The 22,080-nt window shown below is 36.6% G+C and carries 16 protein-coding genes and 1 riboswitch; of the genes, 13 read left to right on the forward strand and 3 right to left on the reverse strand.

Going from position 1 to position 22,080, the window contains the following annotated elements:
- The first annotated feature begins 72 nt into the window (after positions 1-72).
- From OK18_RS09630 to pckA, 7 genes are all read left to right on the forward strand, one after another.
- Positions 73-729 carry a hypothetical protein gene (locus OK18_RS09630; RefSeq protein WP_156173256.1) on the forward strand — a complete coding sequence of 219 codons (657 nt, stop codon included), beginning with the start codon at positions 73-75 and terminating at the stop codon, positions 727-729.
- Positions 730-823: 94 nt separating this feature from the next.
- A complete protein-coding gene (locus tag OK18_RS09635; RefSeq protein ID WP_053327877.1) occupies positions 824-2,752 on the forward strand; it encodes a putative porin in 1,929 nt (642 codons plus the stop codon).
- A 12-nt stretch (positions 2,753-2,764) separates the two neighbouring features.
- A complete protein-coding gene (bshC, locus tag OK18_RS09640; protein WP_053327878.1) occupies positions 2,765-4,351 on the forward strand; it encodes a bacillithiol biosynthesis cysteine-adding enzyme BshC in 1,587 nt (528 codons plus the stop codon).
- A 38-nt stretch (positions 4,352-4,389) separates the two neighbouring features.
- Positions 4,390-6,336 (forward strand): LysM peptidoglycan-binding domain-containing protein, encoded by a 1,947-nt coding sequence (locus OK18_RS09645; RefSeq protein WP_053327879.1) that lies wholly within the window; start codon positions 4,390-4,392, stop codon positions 6,334-6,336.
- Between the two features lie 71 nt (positions 6,337-6,407).
- Positions 6,408-7,283 carry an ACP S-malonyltransferase gene (gene fabD, locus OK18_RS09650; protein WP_053327880.1) on the forward strand — a complete coding sequence of 292 codons (876 nt, stop codon included), beginning with the start codon at positions 6,408-6,410 and terminating at the stop codon, positions 7,281-7,283.
- 10 nt (positions 7,284-7,293) lie between these two features.
- On the forward strand, positions 7,294-8,199 hold the full coding sequence (locus OK18_RS09655; protein WP_050020537.1) for a GYDIA family GHMP kinase: 906 nt from the start codon (positions 7,294-7,296) through the stop codon (positions 8,197-8,199).
- A 127-nt stretch (positions 8,200-8,326) separates the two neighbouring features.
- Entirely contained in the window at positions 8,327-9,943 is a 1,617-nt protein-coding gene (gene pckA, locus OK18_RS09660; protein ID WP_050020538.1) for a phosphoenolpyruvate carboxykinase (ATP), read from the forward strand.
- A gap of 191 nt (positions 9,944-10,134) precedes the next feature.
- Here the strand turns inward: pckA and OK18_RS09665 are convergent, their stop codons facing one another.
- Positions 10,135-10,542 carry a type II 3-dehydroquinate dehydratase gene (locus tag OK18_RS09665; protein ID WP_050020539.1) on the reverse strand — a complete coding sequence of 136 codons (408 nt, stop codon included), beginning with the start codon at positions 10,540-10,542 and terminating at the stop codon, positions 10,135-10,137.
- Between the two features lie 30 nt (positions 10,543-10,572).
- Positions 10,573-11,586, reverse strand: a complete 1,014-nt coding sequence (locus OK18_RS09670; protein ID WP_156173257.1) for a helix-turn-helix domain-containing protein — start codon at positions 11,584-11,586, stop codon at positions 10,573-10,575.
- Between the two features lie 346 nt (positions 11,587-11,932).
- Here OK18_RS09670 and OK18_RS09675 point away from each other — a divergent pair, with 346 nt between their 5' ends.
- The gene (locus tag OK18_RS09675; protein ID WP_128572253.1) at positions 11,933-13,192 is read left to right on the forward strand and encodes a hypothetical protein; all 1,260 of its coding nucleotides are present in this window, start codon (positions 11,933-11,935) and stop codon (positions 13,190-13,192) included.
- Positions 13,193-13,265: 73 nt separating this feature from the next.
- Here OK18_RS09675 and OK18_RS09680 read toward each other — a convergent pair whose 3' ends face one another.
- The gene (locus OK18_RS09680; RefSeq protein WP_156173258.1) at positions 13,266-14,210 is read right to left on the reverse strand and encodes a helix-turn-helix domain-containing protein; all 945 of its coding nucleotides are present in this window, start codon (positions 14,208-14,210) and stop codon (positions 13,266-13,268) included.
- A gap of 604 nt (positions 14,211-14,814) precedes the next feature.
- Between OK18_RS09680 and OK18_RS09685 the strand changes: the two genes are divergently transcribed.
- The 5 genes from OK18_RS09685 to OK18_RS09705 all read left to right on the forward strand — a co-directional run bounded on the left by OK18_RS09685 (position 14,815) and on the right by OK18_RS09705 (position 22,017).
- Entirely contained in the window at positions 14,815-15,252 is a 438-nt protein-coding gene (locus OK18_RS09685; protein WP_053327883.1) for a transposase, read from the forward strand.
- A 79-nt stretch (positions 15,253-15,331) separates the two neighbouring features.
- Positions 15,332-15,655, forward strand: a complete 324-nt coding sequence (locus OK18_RS09690; RefSeq protein ID WP_050020546.1) for a hypothetical protein — start codon at positions 15,332-15,334, stop codon at positions 15,653-15,655.
- Between the two features lie 119 nt (positions 15,656-15,774).
- Positions 15,775-17,094 carry a hypothetical protein gene (locus OK18_RS09695; RefSeq protein WP_053327884.1) on the forward strand — a complete coding sequence of 440 codons (1,320 nt, stop codon included), beginning with the start codon at positions 15,775-15,777 and terminating at the stop codon, positions 17,092-17,094.
- 292 nt (positions 17,095-17,386) lie between these two features.
- Positions 17,387-17,484: riboswitch (SAM riboswitch) on the forward strand.
- Positions 17,485-17,567: 83 nt separating this feature from the next.
- Positions 17,568-20,507: a SusC/RagA family TonB-linked outer membrane protein gene (locus OK18_RS09700; RefSeq protein ID WP_053327885.1), complete on the forward strand. Its 2,940-nt coding sequence runs from the start codon at positions 17,568-17,570 to the stop codon at positions 20,505-20,507.
- Positions 20,508-20,523: 16 nt separating this feature from the next.
- Positions 20,524-22,017 carry a RagB/SusD family nutrient uptake outer membrane protein gene (locus OK18_RS09705; protein WP_053327886.1) on the forward strand — a complete coding sequence of 498 codons (1,494 nt, stop codon included), beginning with the start codon at positions 20,524-20,526 and terminating at the stop codon, positions 22,015-22,017.
- Positions 22,018-22,080: the final 63 nt, after the last annotated feature.

The raw sequence follows: 22,080 nt of genomic DNA on the forward strand, positions 1-22,080 counted from the left end.
TAAATAAAACAAAGAAAAAAGATCGCTCTAAGCGATCTTTTTTTTAAATTTATAATAACTAAAATGAAGAAAATGAAGAAAATAATAATATTATTATTACTTACTATAATGAGTAATATTTATGGACAAGGAAGCGTTTCAATGCCCACTCAGGAAGGCTTTTTAGAAAAAATATTTATTGAAGGTCTTAATGAATCATTTAAGTATTCTGATATAAACGGTTCTGCCTATATTGATGATACCTTTAGACAAGCAAAAGTTTCTCAGGATTATGTGGCCATTGAAGCTCGTTATAATACTTATAAGGATGAGATTGAATTCAAACAGAATAATCAGATTTATGTACTTCCCAAAAATAGCTCATTTTCACGAATAGAATTTTTGGGAACTAAAGAAATATTAGTGCTGCTTGGTCTGAACGGAAAGGAAGGGTATTTCTTTGAACTATATTCTAAAAATAATAAGGCATTATTGAAAAAGGTTACCACAACGCTTACCATTCCAGAGAAAAATAAAAGCACTTATGCAGATGATTCTCCTCCTTCCTTCAAAACAGCAATTAACTACTATATTGGTGTAGGAGATCACTTTATGGAAATTCCATCCAAAAGGAAGAAAATATATGATTTATTTCCGTCTCAGAAAGCAGATTTAGAATCTAAAGTAAAAGCTAAAAATATAGATATCAATACTGATAAAGGACTTATAGAATTTGTAGGATTGTTATAATTGTATCACTTTCATATAACTTTGAGTAATAGGAGGAAACTTTTGAAGTTTCCTTTTCCTTTTATTTCTTATTTTTGCTGTACAATAATGAATAATGAAGTACATCCTTTTCATACTTTTTTCTTTAAGTTTTATAGCTAAAGCTCAAGTCAAGCCTGAGAAGCCTTTGCAAAAAGCAGAAGACACTCTGGTCATAGATTCCGGGAAAAAAGATTCTTTAAAGATTTTCAAGCCTACCATTCAGGATTATCAGTATCAGACTCAGTTTTCCGAAAAGAAAGTTTTTGATACGGTAATGACATTTGATAAAACCTACATCTACTCACAATACAATAACAGGGATAATTTTGGAAGGATACAACCCGCAAATATAGGTGCAGGATTCAATCCGCTGGTATTCGAAGTAAATGCAGAAGAAAACCTGTCTCTGCTTCCCGCCAATAAGTCGTATATGATTATTGGGGCTAATGATGTGAAGTATTATGATGTAAAAACTCCTACCGCCTCTTTCATTTATCATAATGCAATGAGAAACGGTGCAGCACTGAAATCTACCTACACCCAGAATATCGGAAAAAGATTCAATTTCGCACTTGAATATATGGGTCTCCGTTCCCAGGGGCTTTACAGAAATTCATTAGCGGCAAATAACAACACCATATTTTCGGGACATTATGTTTCAAAAAATGGAAGTTATGAGCTCTTTGCCCATTATCTTCACCAAAATGTAAATAATCAGGAAAGTGGAGGGATTACAGAAGATGATTTGTTTCAAAGTGGTGACAGTAACTATAAAAACAGACAAAATGCCCAGGTGAACCTGGCTTCCACAAGTTCGCAATTTTCCTACAGAAGATATTATTTAAGTCACCAGCTTACTCCGTTTAATTCGGAGAAATTCCCATTCAGTATCAGGCATACTATTTTTCATCAGGGAAATAAATATTTTTACAATCAAGGCGCAATAGAGCCATATTGGGTGACCAATCCTACTAATGTTATCACTGGTTTTCCATTGACTACCAAAAAATATTCTGAGAACTTAAGCAATACTGTAAGTCTTGTGTTTAATAACGAAAAATTTAAATTAGATGCAGGAGTTCGCTATCAGATTATTAAACTTGGGATAAGAGATGTGGTGGCTCGGAATGGGGTCCCTTTTCCCGATGAACTTAAAGAAAACAGGATAGGTGCAGTAGGAAACCTGGAAGTAAAACTTTGGGATAAAATTCAGTTGAAATCATTTCTTGAATTTTCGAATGGGAGCCAGTTTAAGAGCTATCTTAAAACCACTAATAACCTGAAGTTTGAACCTGTAAAAGATTACTTTGTGAATGCAAAAGTTAATTTTCAAAGTGCCTATCCTTCGTTCAATTATTTATTAAATACTTCTGTGTACAGCAATTTCAATTATTATTTTGAGAATGCGAAAAACCAATCGGTGATGGAAATCGGCGGAAGTGTAAATCTGAAATGGTTTAAAACAGAACTTTTTGCCAATTATTTCAGGATCGATAACTATACTTATATAGATAGTAATGCAAACCCCAGACAGAGTGAAAGCTCACTGAATATTTCTCAGATTGGAGGAGAGGCCACTTTTAGTTATGGCAAATTCCATTTGAATACAAGATTGCATTTTCAAAATACTTTAACAAATAAAGAATTGCTTCCTTTACCAGGTTTCATTGGAAGGGCTAACCTCTTTTATCAGACACAAGCATTTAAGAAAGCCGCCGAAATTCAGGCCGGACTTAAAGTATATTATTTCTCCAAATTTGCATCCAGAGACTATTTCCCGGTTCTTAACGAGTATATTCTACCTGGTGCCAATTCATTCTCTATTGGCGGACAACCTATGATGGATCTTTATATTAACATGAAGGTGAAAAAAATGTTTTTCTTCATAGAAGGGCAGCAGATAGGAACCGTTCTTTCCAATAACAAAGCATATGCATTTCCACATTATCCGGTATATGATTTCAGATTGAATATCGGAATTGTGTGGTATTTGTTCAACTAAAAAACGAGCAGGTTGAAAACAATTAATAAAATTCCGTTTAGCGATATAGAAAGTATCCCCCAGTTGGTAAAAGATTTTTTAAATCAGAAAATTGAGGGTTTTGAAAACAGTACTTTTTCCTTAGAACATTTCCGGAATCAGATCCACATCAAACAGGATTCCTTTTCACAAGAGCAAAGAGAAGTGTTGTATAATGTACTTGAAAAACAGCTTTCAGGATTTACTCTTTCGTCCGGACAAAAGAAAAATATGGACCTTTTGAAACTGCCGGATACATTTACCATTACCACCGGTCATCAGCTGAATTTATTCTCAGGACCTGTTTTCTTTGTCTACAAAATATTACAGACCATTAAAACCTGTACCTATCTTAAAGAGAATTTTCCGGATTTTAACTTTGTTCCGGTATATTGGATGGCTTCAGAGGATCATGACTTTGCAGAAATCAATCATTTTAAGACCGAGAATAATTATTATGAAACCAATGAAAAAGCAGGAGGGCCGGTAGGGAGAATTAAAATCACCGATACCTATTTCATTTCGGAGTTTGAAAAAGAATTTAAGGACTCCGTTTTTGGGACAGAGCTGATTTTAATGTTAAAAGAAGCTTATAAGAACGGGAATACCCTTACGGAAGCCATCAAAACGCTGGTGAACCGTTTGTTCTCAGAATTTGGATTATTGATGTTGGACGGAGATTCTAAAGATCTTAAACAGCAGGCTAAAGACATTTTTAAAGATGAGTTGCTTCATTTCAGTTTACAAAAAAACTCAAAAAATAAAGTTGATTTCTTGACAGGCAAGTATGGGAAAGTTCAGGTAAATCCACGGGAAATTAATCTTTTTTACCTTACTGAAACCAGAGACCGGATTGATTATAACGGACAGCACTATCTTGTTGTAGATACCAATCTTCAGTTTACAAAGGAAGAAATATTGGCAGAACTGGAACAGAATCCGGAAAAATTCAGCCCGAATGCATTAATGCGTCCGGTATACCAGGAAAAAGTTTTGCCAAACCTGGCTTATATCGGGGGGAATGCTGAAATTATGTACTGGCTTGAGCTTAAAGATTATTTCTCTGCAACCGGGATTCCTTTTCCTATTCTTATCCCGAGGAATTCCATGCTCTTTTTGAAGGAAAAAACGGTAAAGAAAATAGAGAAATTACATCTCAAAACAGAAGATTTCTTTCAGAATTTTACTACCATTACCAATCAGGTGATTATGAAAGATAACACAATCTTACAATTGCTTGAAGATAAAGAAGAACTTCTGGTTCGTAATTTTTCCGAATTGAAAGAAGCTGCCGAAACTACAGAAAAATCCTTTGGAAATATGGTGAAGGCAGAAGAAGTAAGACAATTGAAATCTTTTAAAAGAATGAAAAAACGCTTGCTTCATGCTGAAAAAATAAAACAGAATGAGCTGCTCGAAAGACTTGAAAATCTGTTTTTAGATGTACATCCTTCCAAAATATGGCAGGAAAGAGTTTTCAATTTTAGTGTATTCTTTTCAGATGAAGGGTATTCATGGCTTGAAAATTGTTTGGAAGAAATGGTGGTTCAAGAATCCAAATTAATAATTGTTGCCATTTAATTTTAAAGGAGTATTTTTGTAAATTATAATTATCGAATATGATAAAGAGGTTTTTTATTCTATCCAGTTTATGTATGGTTTTGGGAGTTTCAGCTCAGAAATCCCATACGGTTGTACAAGGTGATAACCCTTACAACATTGCAAAGAAGTATGGAATGACTGTAGATGAATTGCTGAAGTTAAACCCTAAGCATAAAGATGGCAAGCTGGCTATTGGAGATGTTTTAACGATAAAATCAGACAAAGCAGCCACGCCGGTTGTTACAAAAACGGCTGTCGCTGAAAAAGTAAAAACGGCAACAAATACGAATGCTGCATTAGGGAAAATTGTTCTACAGCCAAAGCAAACCATCTATGGAATTACAAAACAATATAGAATTTCTGAAACTGATTTAAGAAAACTGAATCCGGAACTGGATTCCCATATGAAAATCGGGGATGAAATTACCTTACCTCTTGCCAGCATTAAAAAATATGGTGACAGCCAACAAGTGGTAGCTACAGAAAAGCCGGCAGAAACAACTGCTGAAAAAGTAACAACTCCTGCTCCTGTGGCACCTGCGGATGATGAAACCTATGTGATTCAGGCAAAAGATAATTATTACAGGATTTCAAAACAATTTGGAATCAATCAGCAGGAACTTTTTGCTTTAAATCCCGGTTTAGAAGAAAAAGGGCTGAAGCCTGGTGAGACTATTAAAATAAAAAAAGCCAATGCTGATCCCGTTGCAGAACCTGCCAATCCAAAAGCAAAAATGGATTCAGGGAACGAAAAGCCTTCCGGAACAACGACAGCCAGTGTGGCCGCAGGAGATGATTATGTAACCTATACCGTTCAGCAAGGAGATACTGTATTTTCTATTGTTAATAAATTCGGTGTTTCAATTGATGAGTTAATTGCCCTTAACCCGGAACTTTCGCAGGGGTTGAAGGCAGGAATGGTTTTAAAGATTAAAAAACAGGATCCGGCTTATGTGAAGAAAAATGGAGATGCCTTAAGCGTAGTTCTGATGCTTCCTTTCGGGTATAGCACCAACGAAACGCAATACAGAGGTATGGCGCTGGACTTTTTGACAGGAGCTAAGCTGGCTATTGAAAGAAATGCAAGAGGAGGCCAGAAGTTAGACATTAAAATCGTAGACTCAGGAAATGAAGCTTCATTTAAAAACTCTTTAACACAAATCAATCCTGAAAATACAGACCTGATCATAGGACCATTCTTTAAATCCAATGTGATTGATGTCCTTGACTTTACCAGAAATCAGAAAATCCCGATTGTAGCACCTTTTGCCAACTCTCCGGAACTATATAACTACAGCAACCTGATTATCGTGGAAACGAACAATCAAACCTATGCTGATAAGATTGTGGAAGAAGTAAAGGCAGTGTATTCAGATCAGAAAATATATGTAGTGGCAGATGCTAAAAAAGAAAATGCCAATTACATTAAAACAGGCCTTGAAAAAGCAATCAAAAATCCAAATATCGTCATTGTTAACTCACCTGCAGATATCCAGCTGGATCAGAATATGATGACAGGACAATCTGCTCCGGTGATTGCTGTTTTAGCCAATGATGATATGGGAGATGCCTTTGCCAATAAAATAATCGGCCTTTCTAAGGAAGCACACGGGGTAAAAGCTTTCAGTATGTTCTATTCTCCCGTCTTCGAAAAGAGAGTAGATGAATTGAGCCAGGCAAGTTTAGTGTACCTGATGGATAGAAAAATCAATACGGATGGTAGTTTTGAAAAAGAAATCCTGGCGGCTTATAAAGCCAAGTATTGTAAAACCCCACCAAAATATGCCATCGTTGGTTTTGATGTGGTAAACGATATGCTAACCCGGGAAAATAGAAAAGGAGAAATCTTTAAACAAATGAATAAGGTGCAGACTCAGCTTGCAACGAAATTTGAGTTTGTAAAATCCAAAGCCAATGGAGCGTATGTAAATACCGGTTACAGAGTAATCAGGCTGGTACCTTAACATGTTTTATAGCTCTTTAAAAGAATATTGTTAACATTATAGTTATATTTGCATAATATTTAATTCAATACATGAAAGCACTTGTATTTCCTGGGCAGGGTTCTCAGTTCGTAGGAATGGGAAAAGAATTGTACGATTCTAGAAAAGATATTAAAGATCTGATGGAATCTGCCAATGAAATTTTAGGTTTCGACATCCTTTCCATTATGTTTAACGGAACAGATGCAGATCTTAAAAAAACAGAGGTTACCCAGCCTTCAATTTTTATACATTCAGTAGCAGCATTAAAAGCAGTAAATGGTCTTGGAGCCGAAATGGTAGCAGGACATTCTTTGGGAGAATTTTCAGCATTAGTGGCCAACGGCGTTTTATCTTTCGATGACGGGTTGAAATTAGTCGCAGAAAGAGCTAAGGCTATGCAGGACGCTTGTGATGCTAATCCAAGTTCTATGGCCGCTATTTTAGGATTGGAAGACGCTAAAGTAGAAGAAATCTGTGCACAAATCAGTGGAATTGTTGTTCCTGCAAATTATAACTGTCCCGGACAGCTGGTAATCTCAGGAGAAACACCTGCGGTAGAAGAAGCTTGTGTAAAACTGAAAGAAGCAGGCGCCAAAAGAGCATTATTGTTACCTGTAAACGGAGCCTTTCATTCACCATTGATGCAGCCTGCACAAGAAAGGTTAGCTGCGGCCATTGAAAATACAAAATTCAGAAAAGCTACCATTCCTGTGTATCAGAATATCACGACTACAGCAGTAACAAATCCTGACGAGATCAAACAAAATCTGATCGATCAGCTTACCGGTCCTGTAAAGTGGACGCAGTCTGTACAGAATATGATTAAAGACGGTGCGTCTAACTTTGTAGAAGTAGGACCAGGAAAAACCTTGCAGGGATTGATCAAAAAAATTGATGGAACAGTAGAATCTACTTCTGCAATCTAATCAAAAAAATATGAATGCGATATTTTCACCGGGAAAGCTTATGCTTACTTCAGAATATTTCGCAATAGATGGAGCTCTTGTCTTAGCGGTACCTACCAGGCTGGGACAAGAGTTTTTCTTTGAAGAAAAAGAAGATCAGAAGTTTCTGGTTTTTTGGGAAGCTTTCCATCAGAATAAACCGTGGCTAAGAGCTGTCATTGACTATAAAAACTGGCAGGTCCTGGAAACCAATATTCCAGCAGGCGCTGAATTTATCCTACAGACTTTAAAAAATGTTCAGGAGCTTTCTTCCACTAAATTCAGGCATACTCTTACATACCATTTAAAAACAAACCTTCAGTTTCCATCTGACTTTGGACTGGGAAGCAGTTCTACCCTGATGAATAATCTGGCGGAATGGGCCGGGATTGATCCTTTTTACCTGAATACAATCAGTCTTGGAGGAAGCGGTTATGATATTGCTGTCGCCAAAGAAAAAACTGCTGTTCTTTTCCAGAACAAACCTGAAATCAGGTATGAAAAGGTTAATTTTGCTCCTTCCTTTAAAAATGATCTGATTTTCATTCATTTAAATCAAAAACAGAATAGCCGTGAGGGAATCAGTTTTTATAAATCGAAAAAGAGGTCTCAAAAACTGGTTGATGAATTTTCGGATATCACAAAAAAAGTTTTGTTATGTAATGAATTGGATATTTTTAGCCAATTAATGACAAATCATGAACAAAAAATATCCGGTTTTCTTGAAATTCCTACAGTTAAAGAGAGATTGTTCCCTGATTCTCCTGCTTTTGTAAAAAGTTTGGGAGCCTGGGGCGGAGATTTTGTAATGAGTGCCAAATTTGGGGGCTTTAAAGACTATTTTTGGGAGAAAGGTTTTACAACCGTTTTCGAATGGTCTGATATAATAGGTTTATAATCAATATTTTACAATCCTGTTTTTTTATTTGTCATTCTGACTTATATCAGTATATTTAAACCACCTTTAACAAATAATTAATATTATTTTTGTTGAACTCAATAAAGAAATAGAAAATATAAGTAAAATGAAAAACACTAAAATCATCCAGGATTTAGAGAAATTAGGGATTAAAGGAAACTACGAAGTAGTGTACAATCCTTCTTATGAAGAATTGTATCAGGCTGAGGTTTCTCCTGAAAATCAGGGGTTTGAGAAAGCTGAGCTTACAGAGTCTGGCGCAGTATCGGTAAAAACAGGAATTTTCACAGGTCGTTCACCTAAAGACAGATATATTGTTCAGGATGATGTTACAAGAGATACAATTTTCTGGGATGGTAAAGTAAATTTACCTACAACCCCGGAAGTTTTCGGGTCTTGTAAAGAACTAGTGATGAACCAGCTTTCTGAAGCTAAGAAAATTTATGTTGTAGATGCCTTCTGTGGTACGAATGCAGATACAAGACTGAAAGTGAGATTTATCGTTGAAGTAGCGTGGCAGGCACACTTCGTTACTAATATGTTTATCCGTCCTTCGCATTATGAGCTTGAAAACTTTGGCGAACCTGATTTCACAGTAATCAACGGATCAAAAACAACCAATCCAAACTGGGAAGCACAAGGATTGAACTCTGAAAACTTCATTATGTTCAACCTTACTGAAAAACTACAGATCATCGGAGGTACCTGGTACGGAGGTGAAATGAAGAAAGGGATGTTTGCCATGATGAATTATTACCTTCCATTAAAAGGAATGGCTTCAATGCACTGCTCTGCAAACGTAGGGGAAAAAGGAGATGTTGCTTTATTCTTTGGTCTTTCCGGAACAGGTAAAACAACTTTATCAGCAGATCCGAAAAGATACCTTATCGGTGACGATGAACACGGTTGGGATAATAACGGAGTATTCAACTATGAAGGTGGATGCTACGCTAAAGTAATCGACTTATCAGAAGAGAAAGAACCGGATATTTTCAGAGCAATCAAGAGAGATGCCCTTCTTGAAAACGTAGTAGTGAATAATGGAGTAGCAGATTACACTGACGGATCCATTACTGAAAATACCAGAGTTTCTTATCCAATCTATCATATTAACAAAATTGTTTTGCCATCTAAGGCAGGACATGCAAAAAAGATCGTATATCTTTCTGCAGATGCATTCGGAGTACTTCCTCCGGTTTCCATCCTGAATGATGACCAGGCGCAATACCACTTCCTTTGCGGGTATACCTCCAAATTAGCCGGAACAGAAAGAGGAATTACAGAACCTCAGCCATCTTTCTCACCAGCATTCGGAGAAGCTTTCCTTACATTACACCCGACAATGTATTCTAAAACATTAATCGGTAAAATGAAAGAGCACGGTGCAAAAGCTTATTTGGTAAACACCGGATGGAATGGTACCGGTAAAAGGATTTCTTTAAAGGATACCAGAGCAATTATTGATGCAATCATCGACGGTTCTATTGATAATGCCCCTAAAACTCAGGTTCCGATCATGAATCTTGAAATTCCTACCGAGCTTCCAAACGTTTCTGCAGGTATTTTAGATCCTAGAGACACCTATGCGAACGCTTCTGAATGGGAAGAAAAAGCAAAAGATCTTGCTTCAAGATATATCAAAAACTTTGAACAATACTGTGATACTGAAGAAGGTAAGAGATTGATCGCTTCAGGCCCTCAATTGCAGGAACAAACAATTTAATAAGATCAAACCATATAAAAGCCTCATCATTGATGGGGCTTTTTATTTTTATCTTTCGCGGGTTAGGCTGATTTCGCAGATGTTCGGGGTGTCAATATAAGCTCATACGATTAAGAATAATATCTGCTAAACTGTTAAACCTGCGTCAAAATATTATTTTTGATATGAATCAGGGTAATTCATCATCCTATTTATTTTAAACTGAGGATAGCTAATCGGTAGCCATCCATCCCGAATCCGGATAAAACAGCATCTGTGTTCGCTGCCGTCACCGATTTCTGCCTGAATTCTTCTCTTTTATAAATATTGCTGATATGGACCTCCACTTTAGGCTTCCGGATATTTTTTAAACAGTCAGCTATGGCATAGGAGTAATGGGTAAAAGCTCCCGGATTAATAACAACGGCATCAAAATCATCTTCCTGAAGCCTGTTGATGAGTTCTCCTTCTATATTAGACTGGTAATAAAGTATTTCGTGAGTGTGAAACTCGGATTTCAGGGTAACTAAATAATTTTCCATGGAAATATTCCCATAGATTTCCGGTTCGCGGCTGCCTAAAAGATTCAGGTTAGGCCCGTTTAAAATCAAAACTTTCATATAAAAAATTTACCCAAAGATAAATATTTTCTATCCATTTTGTTCATGGTCTGTTGCTAGGTTTTGTTGAATATATTCTGAAGGAGTGACCCCTTCTATTTGTTTAAACACCCTGTTAAAGGTAGATTGGTTGGAAAAACCGGCTTCTGTATAGACATACATCAGGGTTGCCTTTTGAAAATCAGTTTCAGTGAAAAGCTTTTTGACATAGTCTACCCTATATGTATTCAGATAGGCATTAAAATTAGCATATCCTTTATAGCGGATGGTTTTTGAAATATAAGTGCTATTAACATCAATGGCTACGCTCAATCTGGAAAGATTAAGCTTAATATCCTTAAAAAGCAGATCTTGCTTCATTGCTGTTTCTATTCTTTCAAATATTTTTTCGAAATTTTCTACATCTGCAACATCAGGTTGTGTTTTGCTTTCTTTTTCTGTTACTTTTTTATAATCATTTCTGATATTGGCTAGCGACTGTAAAAATTCCTGCTTTCGTATTTTATCCTTATAATACAGTAGCAAGGCTATGATCAGAATATTGGAAACAAATAAAAGGGTATCTGTAAACATCACTTCTTTTTGAGAATGTTTAGGAAATATAAAACCAAGATTGAATACAGAAAAGTTATTAGCAACAAGACTTGCAATAATGATGATTATCAGAGTATACAGAGTATAATAAAAGACTGTCTTTTTTGAAAAAAATATATAGGCTCCCAACGGGATGGGCAATAACCAGCAAAATCCTGATACTGAATTATCCCAGAAAACAATCATTACATATAAGCTATAAATAGGGGCAAATATCAGATAAGTATGTACAATCCGGTTTTGGGAACATTTTCTTCTTGCAAACAGATACCAGCTTCCTAACAGAATTATACCACAAATTAAGTAGGAAGAGATCATTTTATCCTGGATGATGAAGGAATAAATGACCGTAAAAATTCCCAGAATAAACATCATAAGAATTACATATCTGTCCATCAATGCAAGCTTTAATCTTTCTATCTGCTCATTTTTGATATTTAATGCAGCCATATTAATTAATATTATGTGGAATTCCCAGTGAATTCTTTGAAATGATTTTGTTATCTTATTGATTTGAAATGATTTATTAATCTGTAAATCATTTTCCAGATTATCATTGACAGTTAATTTTTTTTTGAAAGTTTTAAAGAATAATTTTGTACTTGAGCTTTTGGAGCACAATAAATTAATAATTTTCTTAAAAGATTTTTCAAACTTACTTAATTAATTTTTTTTTGACAACTATCTGAATTATTTTCTTCAATCGGAAATAGCCAGCTATCATATCATCGGAAAAGATGCTGTATAGCGGAACCTAAAGCAGCCACAATTTTTAACCTACTATAAATTATTTCAAATGAAGAAGACCTTTCTATTACTTACACCCTTGTTTTGCAGTTTAATGTATTCGCAGGTAGGTATTAATACTACCAATCCGCAAAACATTTTTCATGTTGACGGAGCTAAGGATAACCCGGCAACTGGTATTCCAACTGCAGCCCAGCAGGCTAATGATTTTACTGTAACATCCAGTGGAAGTGTTGGGATTGGTACTACTATGCCTCACGCATCTGCTATTTTAGACGTAAATGTTGATGCGTTGGCAGATGGCAGTAAAAAAGGATTTCTAGGACCCAAAGCAGCTCTGACCTCTTTGACGGATCAGACAACGATACCGTCACCTGCCACCGGGTTACTGGTGTATAATCTGGGGACTGCCGGACTTGCTTATAATGGCTATGTATTTTGGAATGGAAGTGAATGGAGAACTCTTAATAACGGCTCCCTTGCCATTGGAACAATCGGGACGATTACCTGCAACTCCATTAAGCTTACACCCAGTATCTATACTGCAGGAACTCCTTTTAACGGAACGATGAGTGTGCCTTACACCGGTGGAAACGGAGGAACTTATCCTGCACAGATGATAGGTCCTGTAAATGGCCTTACTGCCACGTTATCTGCGGGAAATTTTAATTCCGGATCGGGCACTTTAACCTATACAATCTCAGGAACTCCTACGGTAACCAGTCCGGTTACAACAGTATTTCCCCTGAACATTGACGGGAAAACCTGTGACGCTACTGTAGGAGCGGGAGATGGAATTTCCATGGGGGAATTAATTTACTATAAGGCCAGCATACCTTCGGGGCCCTCTAATGTATGGCTAAGCGATTATGTTTCTGATCTGCCTGTTTTAGGAGGGAAATTAAGACTGGATGCCTGGTTTATGTCCAATTCAAGTGTGGGGCCTAATAATGTTACAATGAATCCTCGTCTTGTGAATGTTTCTTCGGATCCGGTAAAATTTTGGTTCAGTGCGTTGACAAATGTTGATAGATTTAATGCTTCAAATATTCTGATTGCCCCTTCTTCCTATGTTAATTTGGATAATGGTATTTATTTTAACTTAGGATATGACGATAAATTAGGAATAAGTACACCCCGGACTGCAGCTAGTGGCGGAGCAAGTCATCAGGAAGTGCTTACTATGGACCTTTCACTTGACGGACAATGGTACAGGGTATATTATTTCCCTATTGTTGATAACAAAAATACAGCGTCAACGGCGGATGATACCAGGGATATTTATTTGTCTATTCAAAGGCTTTATTAAAATGAAATTCTAAAAGATATTATGGCAAGGTGATGTCCGGGAGATATCACCTTTGCCATTTAGAGGATCCGGTTTATAGATAATCGGGATCTGTTTTCAGATGTTGCTGGATATATTCGGAAGGAGTAATTCCTTCTATTTGTTTAAAAACCCTATTGAATGTGGATTGATTTGAAAATCCGGCTTCCGTATAAATATACATCAGGGTAGCTTTTTGAAAATCGGTTTCAGTGAAAAGCTTTTTTATATGGTTGATTCTATAGGTATTAAGGAAAATTTTAAAATTAGGGTATCCTTTATGACGGATTGACTTGGAAATATACGAGCTGTTGACATCCAACGTTGCGCTAAGTTTTGAAAGGTTGAATTTATCATCCTTGAAAAGCATATCTTCAGTCATGGCAGATTCTATTCTTTCAAATAATTTTTCCATACTGGCAGGATCAATAGAATCTGTTAGAGACTTAATTTCCGTTTTGTTACTTTTTTCTTTTTCTGGTAGTCCGGCAATTATGTGCTGCTCTGATGCTTCCAGCCTTTTTATTTTATCTTTATAATGGATAAGTAAAAATACAACTGAGATATTTGAGATAAATAAAAGAATATCATTGAATTTAACTTCAGCCTGCGAATGTTTGGGAAAATCAAAGTTAAAATTATTGGCGACAATACTGACTGTAATAATTGTTACTATCACATACAGGGTATACATGAGCACCTGTCTTTTTGGAAAAAATATATAAGCTCCCAGTGGAATGGGCAATAATATAGAAAAACTTGCAACAGAGTTTTCCCAAAAGGCAAGTATAATGTAGAAACTATAAATAGGAACACAAACTAAAAACACAGTGACAATGAAATCCGGTGAATATCTTTTCCGGGTAATCAGATATGGAGCAGCTAGAAGAATGGCCCCGGCGAGCAAATACCAGCTCATTATTTTGTCATAAATAAAGAATGTAAAAATGATGACATATACAAATAGGATAAAAGCCATCAGGATCACATATCTGTCCATCAGTTCAATTTTCAGTTTTTTTATTTGTTCTTTTTTTGCACCCAATGAAGTTGATTAAATTGTTATTGATATAATTTATTAATTAATTTCTAATAAATGATTTATTTAAAATTCTGTTTATCAAGTGAATACTGTTTATAAATCATTTTCGGGAATCTCATTTACGCTTTATTTTTTTTGTACTGCTGTAAAGAATAACTTTGCGACAGGACTTTGAAACAGGATAATCGGAAACAGATATTATCCGCATTTCAATTTCTTATGATAAAGCTTCTGCATTCCGGAAGATCAAAATATTTCACATTTCAGGTCAGAATTATAATAGCTTAATTTTCGACTAAAAGATAGAAAAAAATGCACAATATCTTGCAGATCATACCTCTTTTTTTGATCTGTTGTTATGTGCTGAATTAATCTTGTATTTTCTTCCCGGAGTGAAATGAAGGATATCTTTATTATAGTTTAGTATATAAACACAACTTTATACAATAAAAACACAAATGATGATTTATGAATATGGCATAAGCAAAACAGACCTCTGTAAGAAGGTGAAGAATTTATTAATGGAAAAAGTTCTGAATTTCTTAAAGGTTAAGTTTTGACAATGGAATTTGATTTTAAAAATATATGTATCGGCAAATGCATTAAAAGCAGAGCTGATGAGCTAGACATTTCTATGGTCCGTATCTGTAACTTTCTTCATACCACGGAAGAAGAGGTACATAAAATGTTTACACAGGAAAACATGGATACTGAACTTATTCTTAAGTGGTGTAAGCTTTTAGAATATGACTTTTTCAGAATTTATACCCAACACCTGATTATTTTTGCTCCCCCATGTAATGACCAATATAATAAGGCGTCTTGCAAACAAACCTCTGTTCTTCCGCAATTCAGAAAAAACATCTACACAAAAGAACTGATCAGCTTTATTTTAGAAATGATAAATACCGGTCAGAAAACAAAACTTCAGATTATAGAGGAGTACAGAATTCCCAAGACGACCCTTTATAAATGGCTTAGTAAGCATGAACACATATAAACATATAAAATGAATAGGAGGTTCTGCTATCAAATTAAAACCTTAAACAGCAAAATATAAACTTATAAACAAAAAAGCAATGAAAGAGCAAGGTCCGGATTACAAGAAGATTTATACAGACATTATTCGCATGAAGCATCCTGAAAAACTTGAAGCTTGCCGTTCTATTTTAAAAAAGGAATATTTAACGGCATTGGATGTCATTAAGCTCAATCAGATCATTTTTGATTTTAAAAATGTTGAAACAGAACAATTTAATCAAAGTCATAAATCGTATGATAAACTTACCATTATGGAGATTCTTGAGTTTCAGAAGAAAAATGGCTATAACAATACCCAAACGGCAAATCAGTTTAAAACAAGTAGAAATACTGTAGCGAAATGGAAAAAAATGTTTCTTTAAAATGCTGCAGTAGGTATAGCTCCACGGCTTAGAATTCACACATAAAAACAATTATATTCAGATTCATAACCTTATGATTCTGTGTACACTTATTTTATAACAATAATTTAAACATTAAGATGATGAACAAACAAAAACTATTAAGCTTAGTAGCTTTCCTGGCTTCTTTTTTATTCTTACATGCACAAGTAGGGATAAATATTGCTAATCCACATCCTAAATCGGCGCTGGATGTTTTTTCTAATGATAAAGGGTTTCTTCCACCACGCCTGACAACTTCCCAAAGGGACTCCCTTCTTTCCCCGGATACCCCTAACATAGAGGCAGAGGGTATGGTGATCTATAATAAAACGGTGAATTGCCTGGAATTCTGGAATAGTGTAGAATGGATAAACCTATGTCAGGGCAATGCAGCAGTGTATACTATCAATTGTGAACCTGTTGTCAATGGAAATTTTTATGCAGGTTCGCCCGCTGTAGGTTCCGTAAGGATTAAGGTGACAGTGAGTAAGCCTGGTAAGTATAAAATTAATACTGATACAGTCAATGGAATTAGTTTTAACGCAGAAGGGTATTTTGAAAATACGGGGGAACAATATGTTACCCTTTCTGCTGAAGGGACTCTGCTACAGGCAGGAACCTACACATACTCTATTGTTATGCCGGCGGGCAATGAAAGCTGTACTTTCGCTGTTACAGTAACGAACCTGCCGTCCGAAAGGGTAGTGAAAATACTTTCGATCATTCCTGACGCCTGGAACGGGACTTTATCCACAGATTCTCATGGGAGATATTCATCTGTAGCCAGATCTAAGCTTAACAATCCCAGTAATTTCGGACCCAATGGAAGGGTGGTAATTTCCAACTTTATTTTTAATACAATCAATATACGGACTGCCACTCCTGCTGAATTGGCTCAGGCAATAGATAATGCGGACATTATCTGGATTGGTTATGTATACACCAGCTACTTTTCTGACCAGGCTATTGCTGTTCTGAGGCAAAAAATCCAGGAAAAGAAAAAGTTTTTTATTATTGACGCAGAACACCAAAGCCTTACTCCTATCAATAAGCTGAATTTAGGATATACAGCACAATATATTAACAGTCAAAGACCGGGTTCCTTTTATACGACAGGCTCACAGGGGCCAAATACAGGGATATTTGGTAACCTTCCTGAAAATACCAGGCTACAAACCAACCGCTATATGGGACGGATCACACAATATCCTGCTACTGCCAGGGTATTTATGAAAGACAGTGCCGGTAAAGCGGCTGCAACTCTGGATGATAATTTACTGGTCTATACTGATGTTAATTTATTTTATAATTATGAATCTACTGATAAATTTTACAATGAAGGAGCGGGTTGTTCGGAAAGCTCTAATGCGAGGATGTTCTGTAATATATTCAGTATCGCAGTTGATTACACCAGATAGGATGTTATTTGCATTAATCAACGATCAATGAAGCTGTAGGACAATACTTTTCAATTATTTAAATAATTATATCCGATAAATGGCACTCAGGTGTCATTTTTTTTCTCTTTGTGATTTTGAGTAATCTATAATGATATTTGTCATATTTGCTAAAATTGTAAATTTCGTAACTGCTTATTTTAGTGGCGTTTGTTATAAAATTAAGTTAATTTTTAAAAATTTAACATGAAAAATAATAAGTCTACTTGTTTTGTAGACTAAATATTTATAGCTTTGCAACTATATTTCGATCGGCTTATAAAGAAAGATGGAGGGAACTGACCCTGTGAAGTCTTAACAACCTGCGTTATGTAAGGTGTTACATTCAGCCTTTTAAAGGGAAAATAAGCATTTGGTTTATCGTATATTTCGATGCCCTTTGCTGATTATTCTGCAAAGGGCAAAATTTTTATATATGGTAAATAAAATTGATTATGATTAGAGAAAAATTAATTAATTATACAATTTGGATCCCATCAGTGGCGGTATTTTTCTTAGGAGTTACCGGGATTAATGGACAGAGTTCGGGACCTAAAAAAGATACTCTTCATGAAAAGGAGATTGATGAAGTTGTAGTAGTTGCTTATGGAAAAGCAAAAAGAACAAGCTATACAGGTTCTGTAGCAACTATTTCCAGTGATAAAATCAACAACAGGCCCGTCACCAATATCACCAAAGCGCTGGAAGGCCAGGTACCGGGAATCCAGACAACAAGTTCTTCCGGACAGCCCGGAGCCACATCTACAATCCGGATCAGGGGGATTGGCTCCATCAGTGCCTCCAGTGATCCTCTTTACGTAGTAGATGGAATTCCTTTTGACGGAAACCTGAACGCCATCAGCCCCAATGATATTGAATCCATCAGTGTATTGAAAGATGCTACAGCAAGTGCCTTGTATGGTTCAAGAGGAGCCAACGGGATTATTATCATTACCACGAAATCCGGTAAAAAAGGCGAGGCCAGGGTGAATTTTAATATCAGCCAGGGATTCTCCGGCAGAGCAGTGAAAGATTATCAACAGGTAAGTACGGATCAATATTTTGAACTTTACTGGGAAGCGATGAGGAACGGCTATCAATCAGGTAAAGTATCAGCACAGCAGGCTGCACAAATGGCCACTGATAATATAGTTTCAGGTGCAGGGCTTTCTATTAATCCTTACGGGGCCGGTTATCCTAAACCTGTAGGTACAGACGGGAAATTGTTGCCCGGCGCAAAAGCTTTATGGAATGACGACTGGCGGGATATTTTGCAAAGAGTAGCTTCCAGGAATCAGGTGGATCTTGATATTAGTGGCGGAAGCGAAAAAAGTAACTATTTCTTTTCACTGGGGTATCTGGATGATAAAGGAATGGCGATTGAATCCGGGTTTAAGAGATATAATACCAGATTAAAACTCAACTCAGAAGTTAAAAAATGGTTGAATGTAGGGGTGAATTTGAGCTATACCAATAGCATTCAGCAAGCTCCACCTTCATCAGATTCAAAATCCAGTAACATCATCCAGGCGGCAAGGGTAATCCCTTCTTTCTATCCTTATTATGAAAGAAATCCTGATGGATCGTATGTGTTGGATGCTGCAGGAAACAGAATTTATGATTTTGGAAAGTACAGGCCTACAAGTGCTCTCCAGAATCAAAATGCTGCTGCTACCTTGCCTCTTGATAAGAATGAAAATAAAGAAGACAACTTTTCAGGAAAAGGGTTTCTGGATTTTACCTTCCTGCCGGAGCTGAAGTTCAGATCAAGTTTTTCCGTTGATCTGGTTAATTACAACGGACATTATTATTCTAATCCGCTTATCGGACAAGGAAGTGAAACAAACGGTTCTGTAACGAAATCCAACAGCAGGACGTTGTCATATACTACCAGTAATATTTTAACTTTTGATAAGAAATGGGGTAAGCATCATTTTAATGTTTTAGGAGGGCAGGAATTTTATAAATATGATTATCAGACAATTTCCGGTAGCAGAACTCAGTTCTCCCTGCCTTATTATTATGAGCCAGATGGAGCTGCTTTATTGGGAAGCTTCAGCGGGAATAGTGATAAGGTAAGCCTCCTGAGTTTCCTGGGAAAGGTGGAATATGATTTTAATAATACGTATTTCTTATCCTTTTCAGGAAGGGCGGACGGATCTTCAAGATTTTCTCCGGATAACAGATGGGGGAAATTCTGGTCTGTAGGAGGTTCATGGAAAATTTCAAATGAAGAGCTGATTAAAAACCTGAATGTATTTAATCAACTGACACTCCGTGCAAGCTATGGAGGACAGGGTAACGATAAGTTGTTACGCCCTAATGGCTCACCTCTTTATTATGCTTACCAGGAATTGTACAGGTTTTATAATAACCTGGGTGAAGCAGGAACTGTTTTAGAAAAAGCAGCTACAGCTAATGTGAAGTGGGAAACCAACTTAAATTTGAATGTCGGACTGGAGTTTGGAATTCTTAAAAACAGGATTAAAGGAAATATTGAATATTTTAAAAGACAAAGCCAGGATCTGTTATTTAATATGCCGGTTGCCCCGTCATTGGGGATCAGTGATTTTCCTGCCAATATTGGGACCATACAAAATACAGGTTTTGAATTTTCATTATTCACAACTCCCGTTAAGAAAGATGATTTTCAGTGGGACCTGGATATTAACCTGAGTACTCTGAGTAATAAGGTTACCAGGCTTCCGAAAGGTTCTATCGTAACGGGAACCAAATTACTGCAGGAAGGTGGATCTGTCTATGATTTCTATATTCCCGAATGGGCCGGGGTGGACCCAAGTAATGGAAAGCCTTTATGGAAAACGATTTCTCAGGATGCCAACGGAAATACTATTGAAGGAACCACATCTGAATATGCAAAAGCAACAAGAACCTTACAAGGTTCTGCATTACCTAAAGTAACAGGAGGAGTAAGTACGAACATCATCTATAAAAACTTTGATTTCTCAGCATTGCTTACTTTTAAAATAGGGGGTAAGATTCTGGACACAGATTATACTTCACTGCTTCATAACGGAAGTGCAGGAGGACGTGCCTGGAGTGTTGAAATGCTGAACAGATGGACTCCGGACAATCCTTACACAGATGTTCCCGCTTTAAGTACCACTACCAATAACTGGACTTCTACTTCTTCGAGGTTTTTATACTCAGGAACATATGCAAGGCTTAAAAATGTGAGTTTAGGATATACTCTTCCTGCCGATTATTTTGAAAAAATCGGGCTTAAGAAATTCAGGATTTATATCCAGGCAGAAAACCTTCTCACATTTTATAAACATAAAGGAATGGATCCTGAGCAGGCCTTGGATGGTACCACCTATTACAGATATCCTGCTATGAGAACAATTACTTTCGGCCTTCAGGCGACTCTTTAACTTTAAAATTGAAACAATGAAACAATTAAAATATTTATCTGTTAGTCTTTTGGCATTATGGTCGCTGGCCAGCTGTGAAAGTGAACTGGATACGGCTCCTACCAACCAGGCCAATGATGTTGAGGTTTTTAAAACAGCAGAAAGTGCAGAGACGGTTATTAATGGAGCATGGGCAAAATTCAATGATGACGGGACTACCTATGCGAATATCGGTTACTCTACCGTTTTGAGGACAAGTGATGCAATGGGAAGTGATGTAGCGGTATTGACCAATAAATATGGTTTTGCATCTGCTTACGCTTTCACCGAGATGGTGAATAGTACTACAAGCCGTCCGTTGTTTATCTGGTCATTATTGTATTCCACCATCAACAATATGAATAATGTTCTTGCAAAAATAGATGGTACGGAGGGCAGCCAGGAAAAAAAGAACCAGGTGAAAGGCCAGGCAAAAGCATTGCGCGCTTTCTGCTACCTTAATCTGGCCAGTTTTTATCAGTTTAGTTATCTTAAAGATAAAACAGCCCTGACCGCTCCTATTTATACTGAACCTTCTACTATAAACTCAGTCGGGAAGAAAAAAGCAAGCCTGGAAGAAATTTATACTTTGATTAAAAGTGATCTTACGGATGCGGATCATTTATTACAAGAGTATACAAGAAATAATAAAGACAAGATCAACCGTTCTGTAGTCAATGGACTATTAGCCAGAACATACCTGAATACCGGGGAATGGGCAAAAGCTTCAGCTGCTGCAAAAATTGCAAGAGAAGGTTTCCCTTTGATGGCTCCGGAAAAATATAAAGAAGGGTTTAATGATATTAATAATGCAGAATGGATCTGGGGACACGGGCAGACACAGGAACAGTCGGATGCAAGCTATGCTTTTCATTATCTGGATGTGTCTTCTTCCGGAAGTTTTTATTACAGCTTTATGGCGGATCCTTACTTTAAAGATCTGTTTGATACGAATGATATCCGGTATCAGCTGTTTTCATGGGATGGCCTTAAAGGAAGGGAAGGACTGTTGAGATATGCCAAATTTAAATTCAAGCCTACTTTGATTGCGGATATTGTATACATGAGGTCGGCGGAGATGTATCTGATTGAAGCTGAAGCTGAAGCAAGAAACGGAAATACATCACAGGCAGTAGCTGTTTTAAACCAATTGAAGACGGCAAGAAAAGCGAATGTTTACAGCGGCTCTCTGGCTCAGGATGATGTGGTAAAAGAAATTCTGGTTGAAAGAAGAAAAGAATTGTTCGGAGAAGGCTTCTCGCTGTCAGATATTATCAGAACCCAGGGAACGGTGGTTAGAAAACCATTTGTAGATGCTGATGGAAAACCTGTTAAGGTTCAGATTACAACACCGGATGGAACTGTGAAAACAGTAGACGGCAGGGGACATTCTGTTTTTGATTTCCCTGATAAAACGGCCTTTGTTCCAAATAGTCCTTATTATTTATTCAGTATTCCACAAAGAGAAACGGAGAATAACCCGAATTTATAACATAGAGCCATAATTAGATTTGATTTTTAGCCACTGCTTTTGCAGTGGTTTTTTGTTGATGAG

Origin of the sequence: Chryseobacterium gallinarum (assembly GCF_001021975.1) — a bacterium.
Taxonomy (GTDB): domain Bacteria; phylum Bacteroidota; class Bacteroidia; order Flavobacteriales; family Weeksellaceae; genus Chryseobacterium; species Chryseobacterium gallinarum.

Excerpts from the sequence above, each read along its gene's own strand:
- pckA (WP_050020538.1), top strand. The coding sequence starts at position 8,327 with ATGAAAAACACTAAAATCATCCAGGATTTAGAGAAATTAGGGATTAAA.
- OK18_RS09685 (WP_053327883.1), top strand. The coding sequence starts at position 14,815 with ATGGAATTTGATTTTAAAAATATATGTATCGGCAAATGCATTAAAAGC.
- OK18_RS09655 (WP_050020537.1), top strand. The coding sequence starts at position 7,294 with ATGAATGCGATATTTTCACCGGGAAAGCTTATGCTTACTTCAGAATAT.
- OK18_RS09695 (WP_053327884.1), top strand. The coding sequence starts at position 15,775 with ATGATGAACAAACAAAAACTATTAAGCTTAGTAGCTTTCCTGGCTTCT.
- OK18_RS09700 (WP_053327885.1), top strand. The coding sequence starts at position 17,568 with ATGATTAGAGAAAAATTAATTAATTATACAATTTGGATCCCATCAGTG.
- OK18_RS09705 (WP_053327886.1), top strand. The coding sequence starts at position 20,524 with ATGAAACAATTAAAATATTTATCTGTTAGTCTTTTGGCATTATGGTCG.
- OK18_RS09630 (WP_156173256.1), top strand. The coding sequence starts at position 73 with ATGAAGAAAATAATAATATTATTATTACTTACTATAATGAGTAATATT.
- OK18_RS09670 (WP_156173257.1), bottom strand. The coding sequence starts at position 11,586 with ATGGCTGCATTAAATATCAAAAATGAGCAGATAGAAAGATTAAAGCTT.
- OK18_RS09690 (WP_050020546.1), top strand. The coding sequence starts at position 15,332 with ATGAAAGAGCAAGGTCCGGATTACAAGAAGATTTATACAGACATTATT.
- fabD (WP_053327880.1), top strand. The coding sequence starts at position 6,408 with ATGAAAGCACTTGTATTTCCTGGGCAGGGTTCTCAGTTCGTAGGAATG.
- OK18_RS09680 (WP_156173258.1), bottom strand. The coding sequence starts at position 14,210 with ATGGACAGATATGTGATCCTGATGGCTTTTATCCTATTTGTATATGTC.
- OK18_RS09645 (WP_053327879.1), top strand. The coding sequence starts at position 4,390 with ATGATAAAGAGGTTTTTTATTCTATCCAGTTTATGTATGGTTTTGGGA.
- OK18_RS09675 (WP_128572253.1), top strand. The coding sequence starts at position 11,933 with ATGAAGAAGACCTTTCTATTACTTACACCCTTGTTTTGCAGTTTAATG.
- OK18_RS09665 (WP_050020539.1), bottom strand. The coding sequence starts at position 10,542 with ATGAAAGTTTTGATTTTAAACGGGCCTAACCTGAATCTTTTAGGCAGC.
- OK18_RS09635 (WP_053327877.1), top strand. The coding sequence starts at position 824 with ATGAAGTACATCCTTTTCATACTTTTTTCTTTAAGTTTTATAGCTAAA.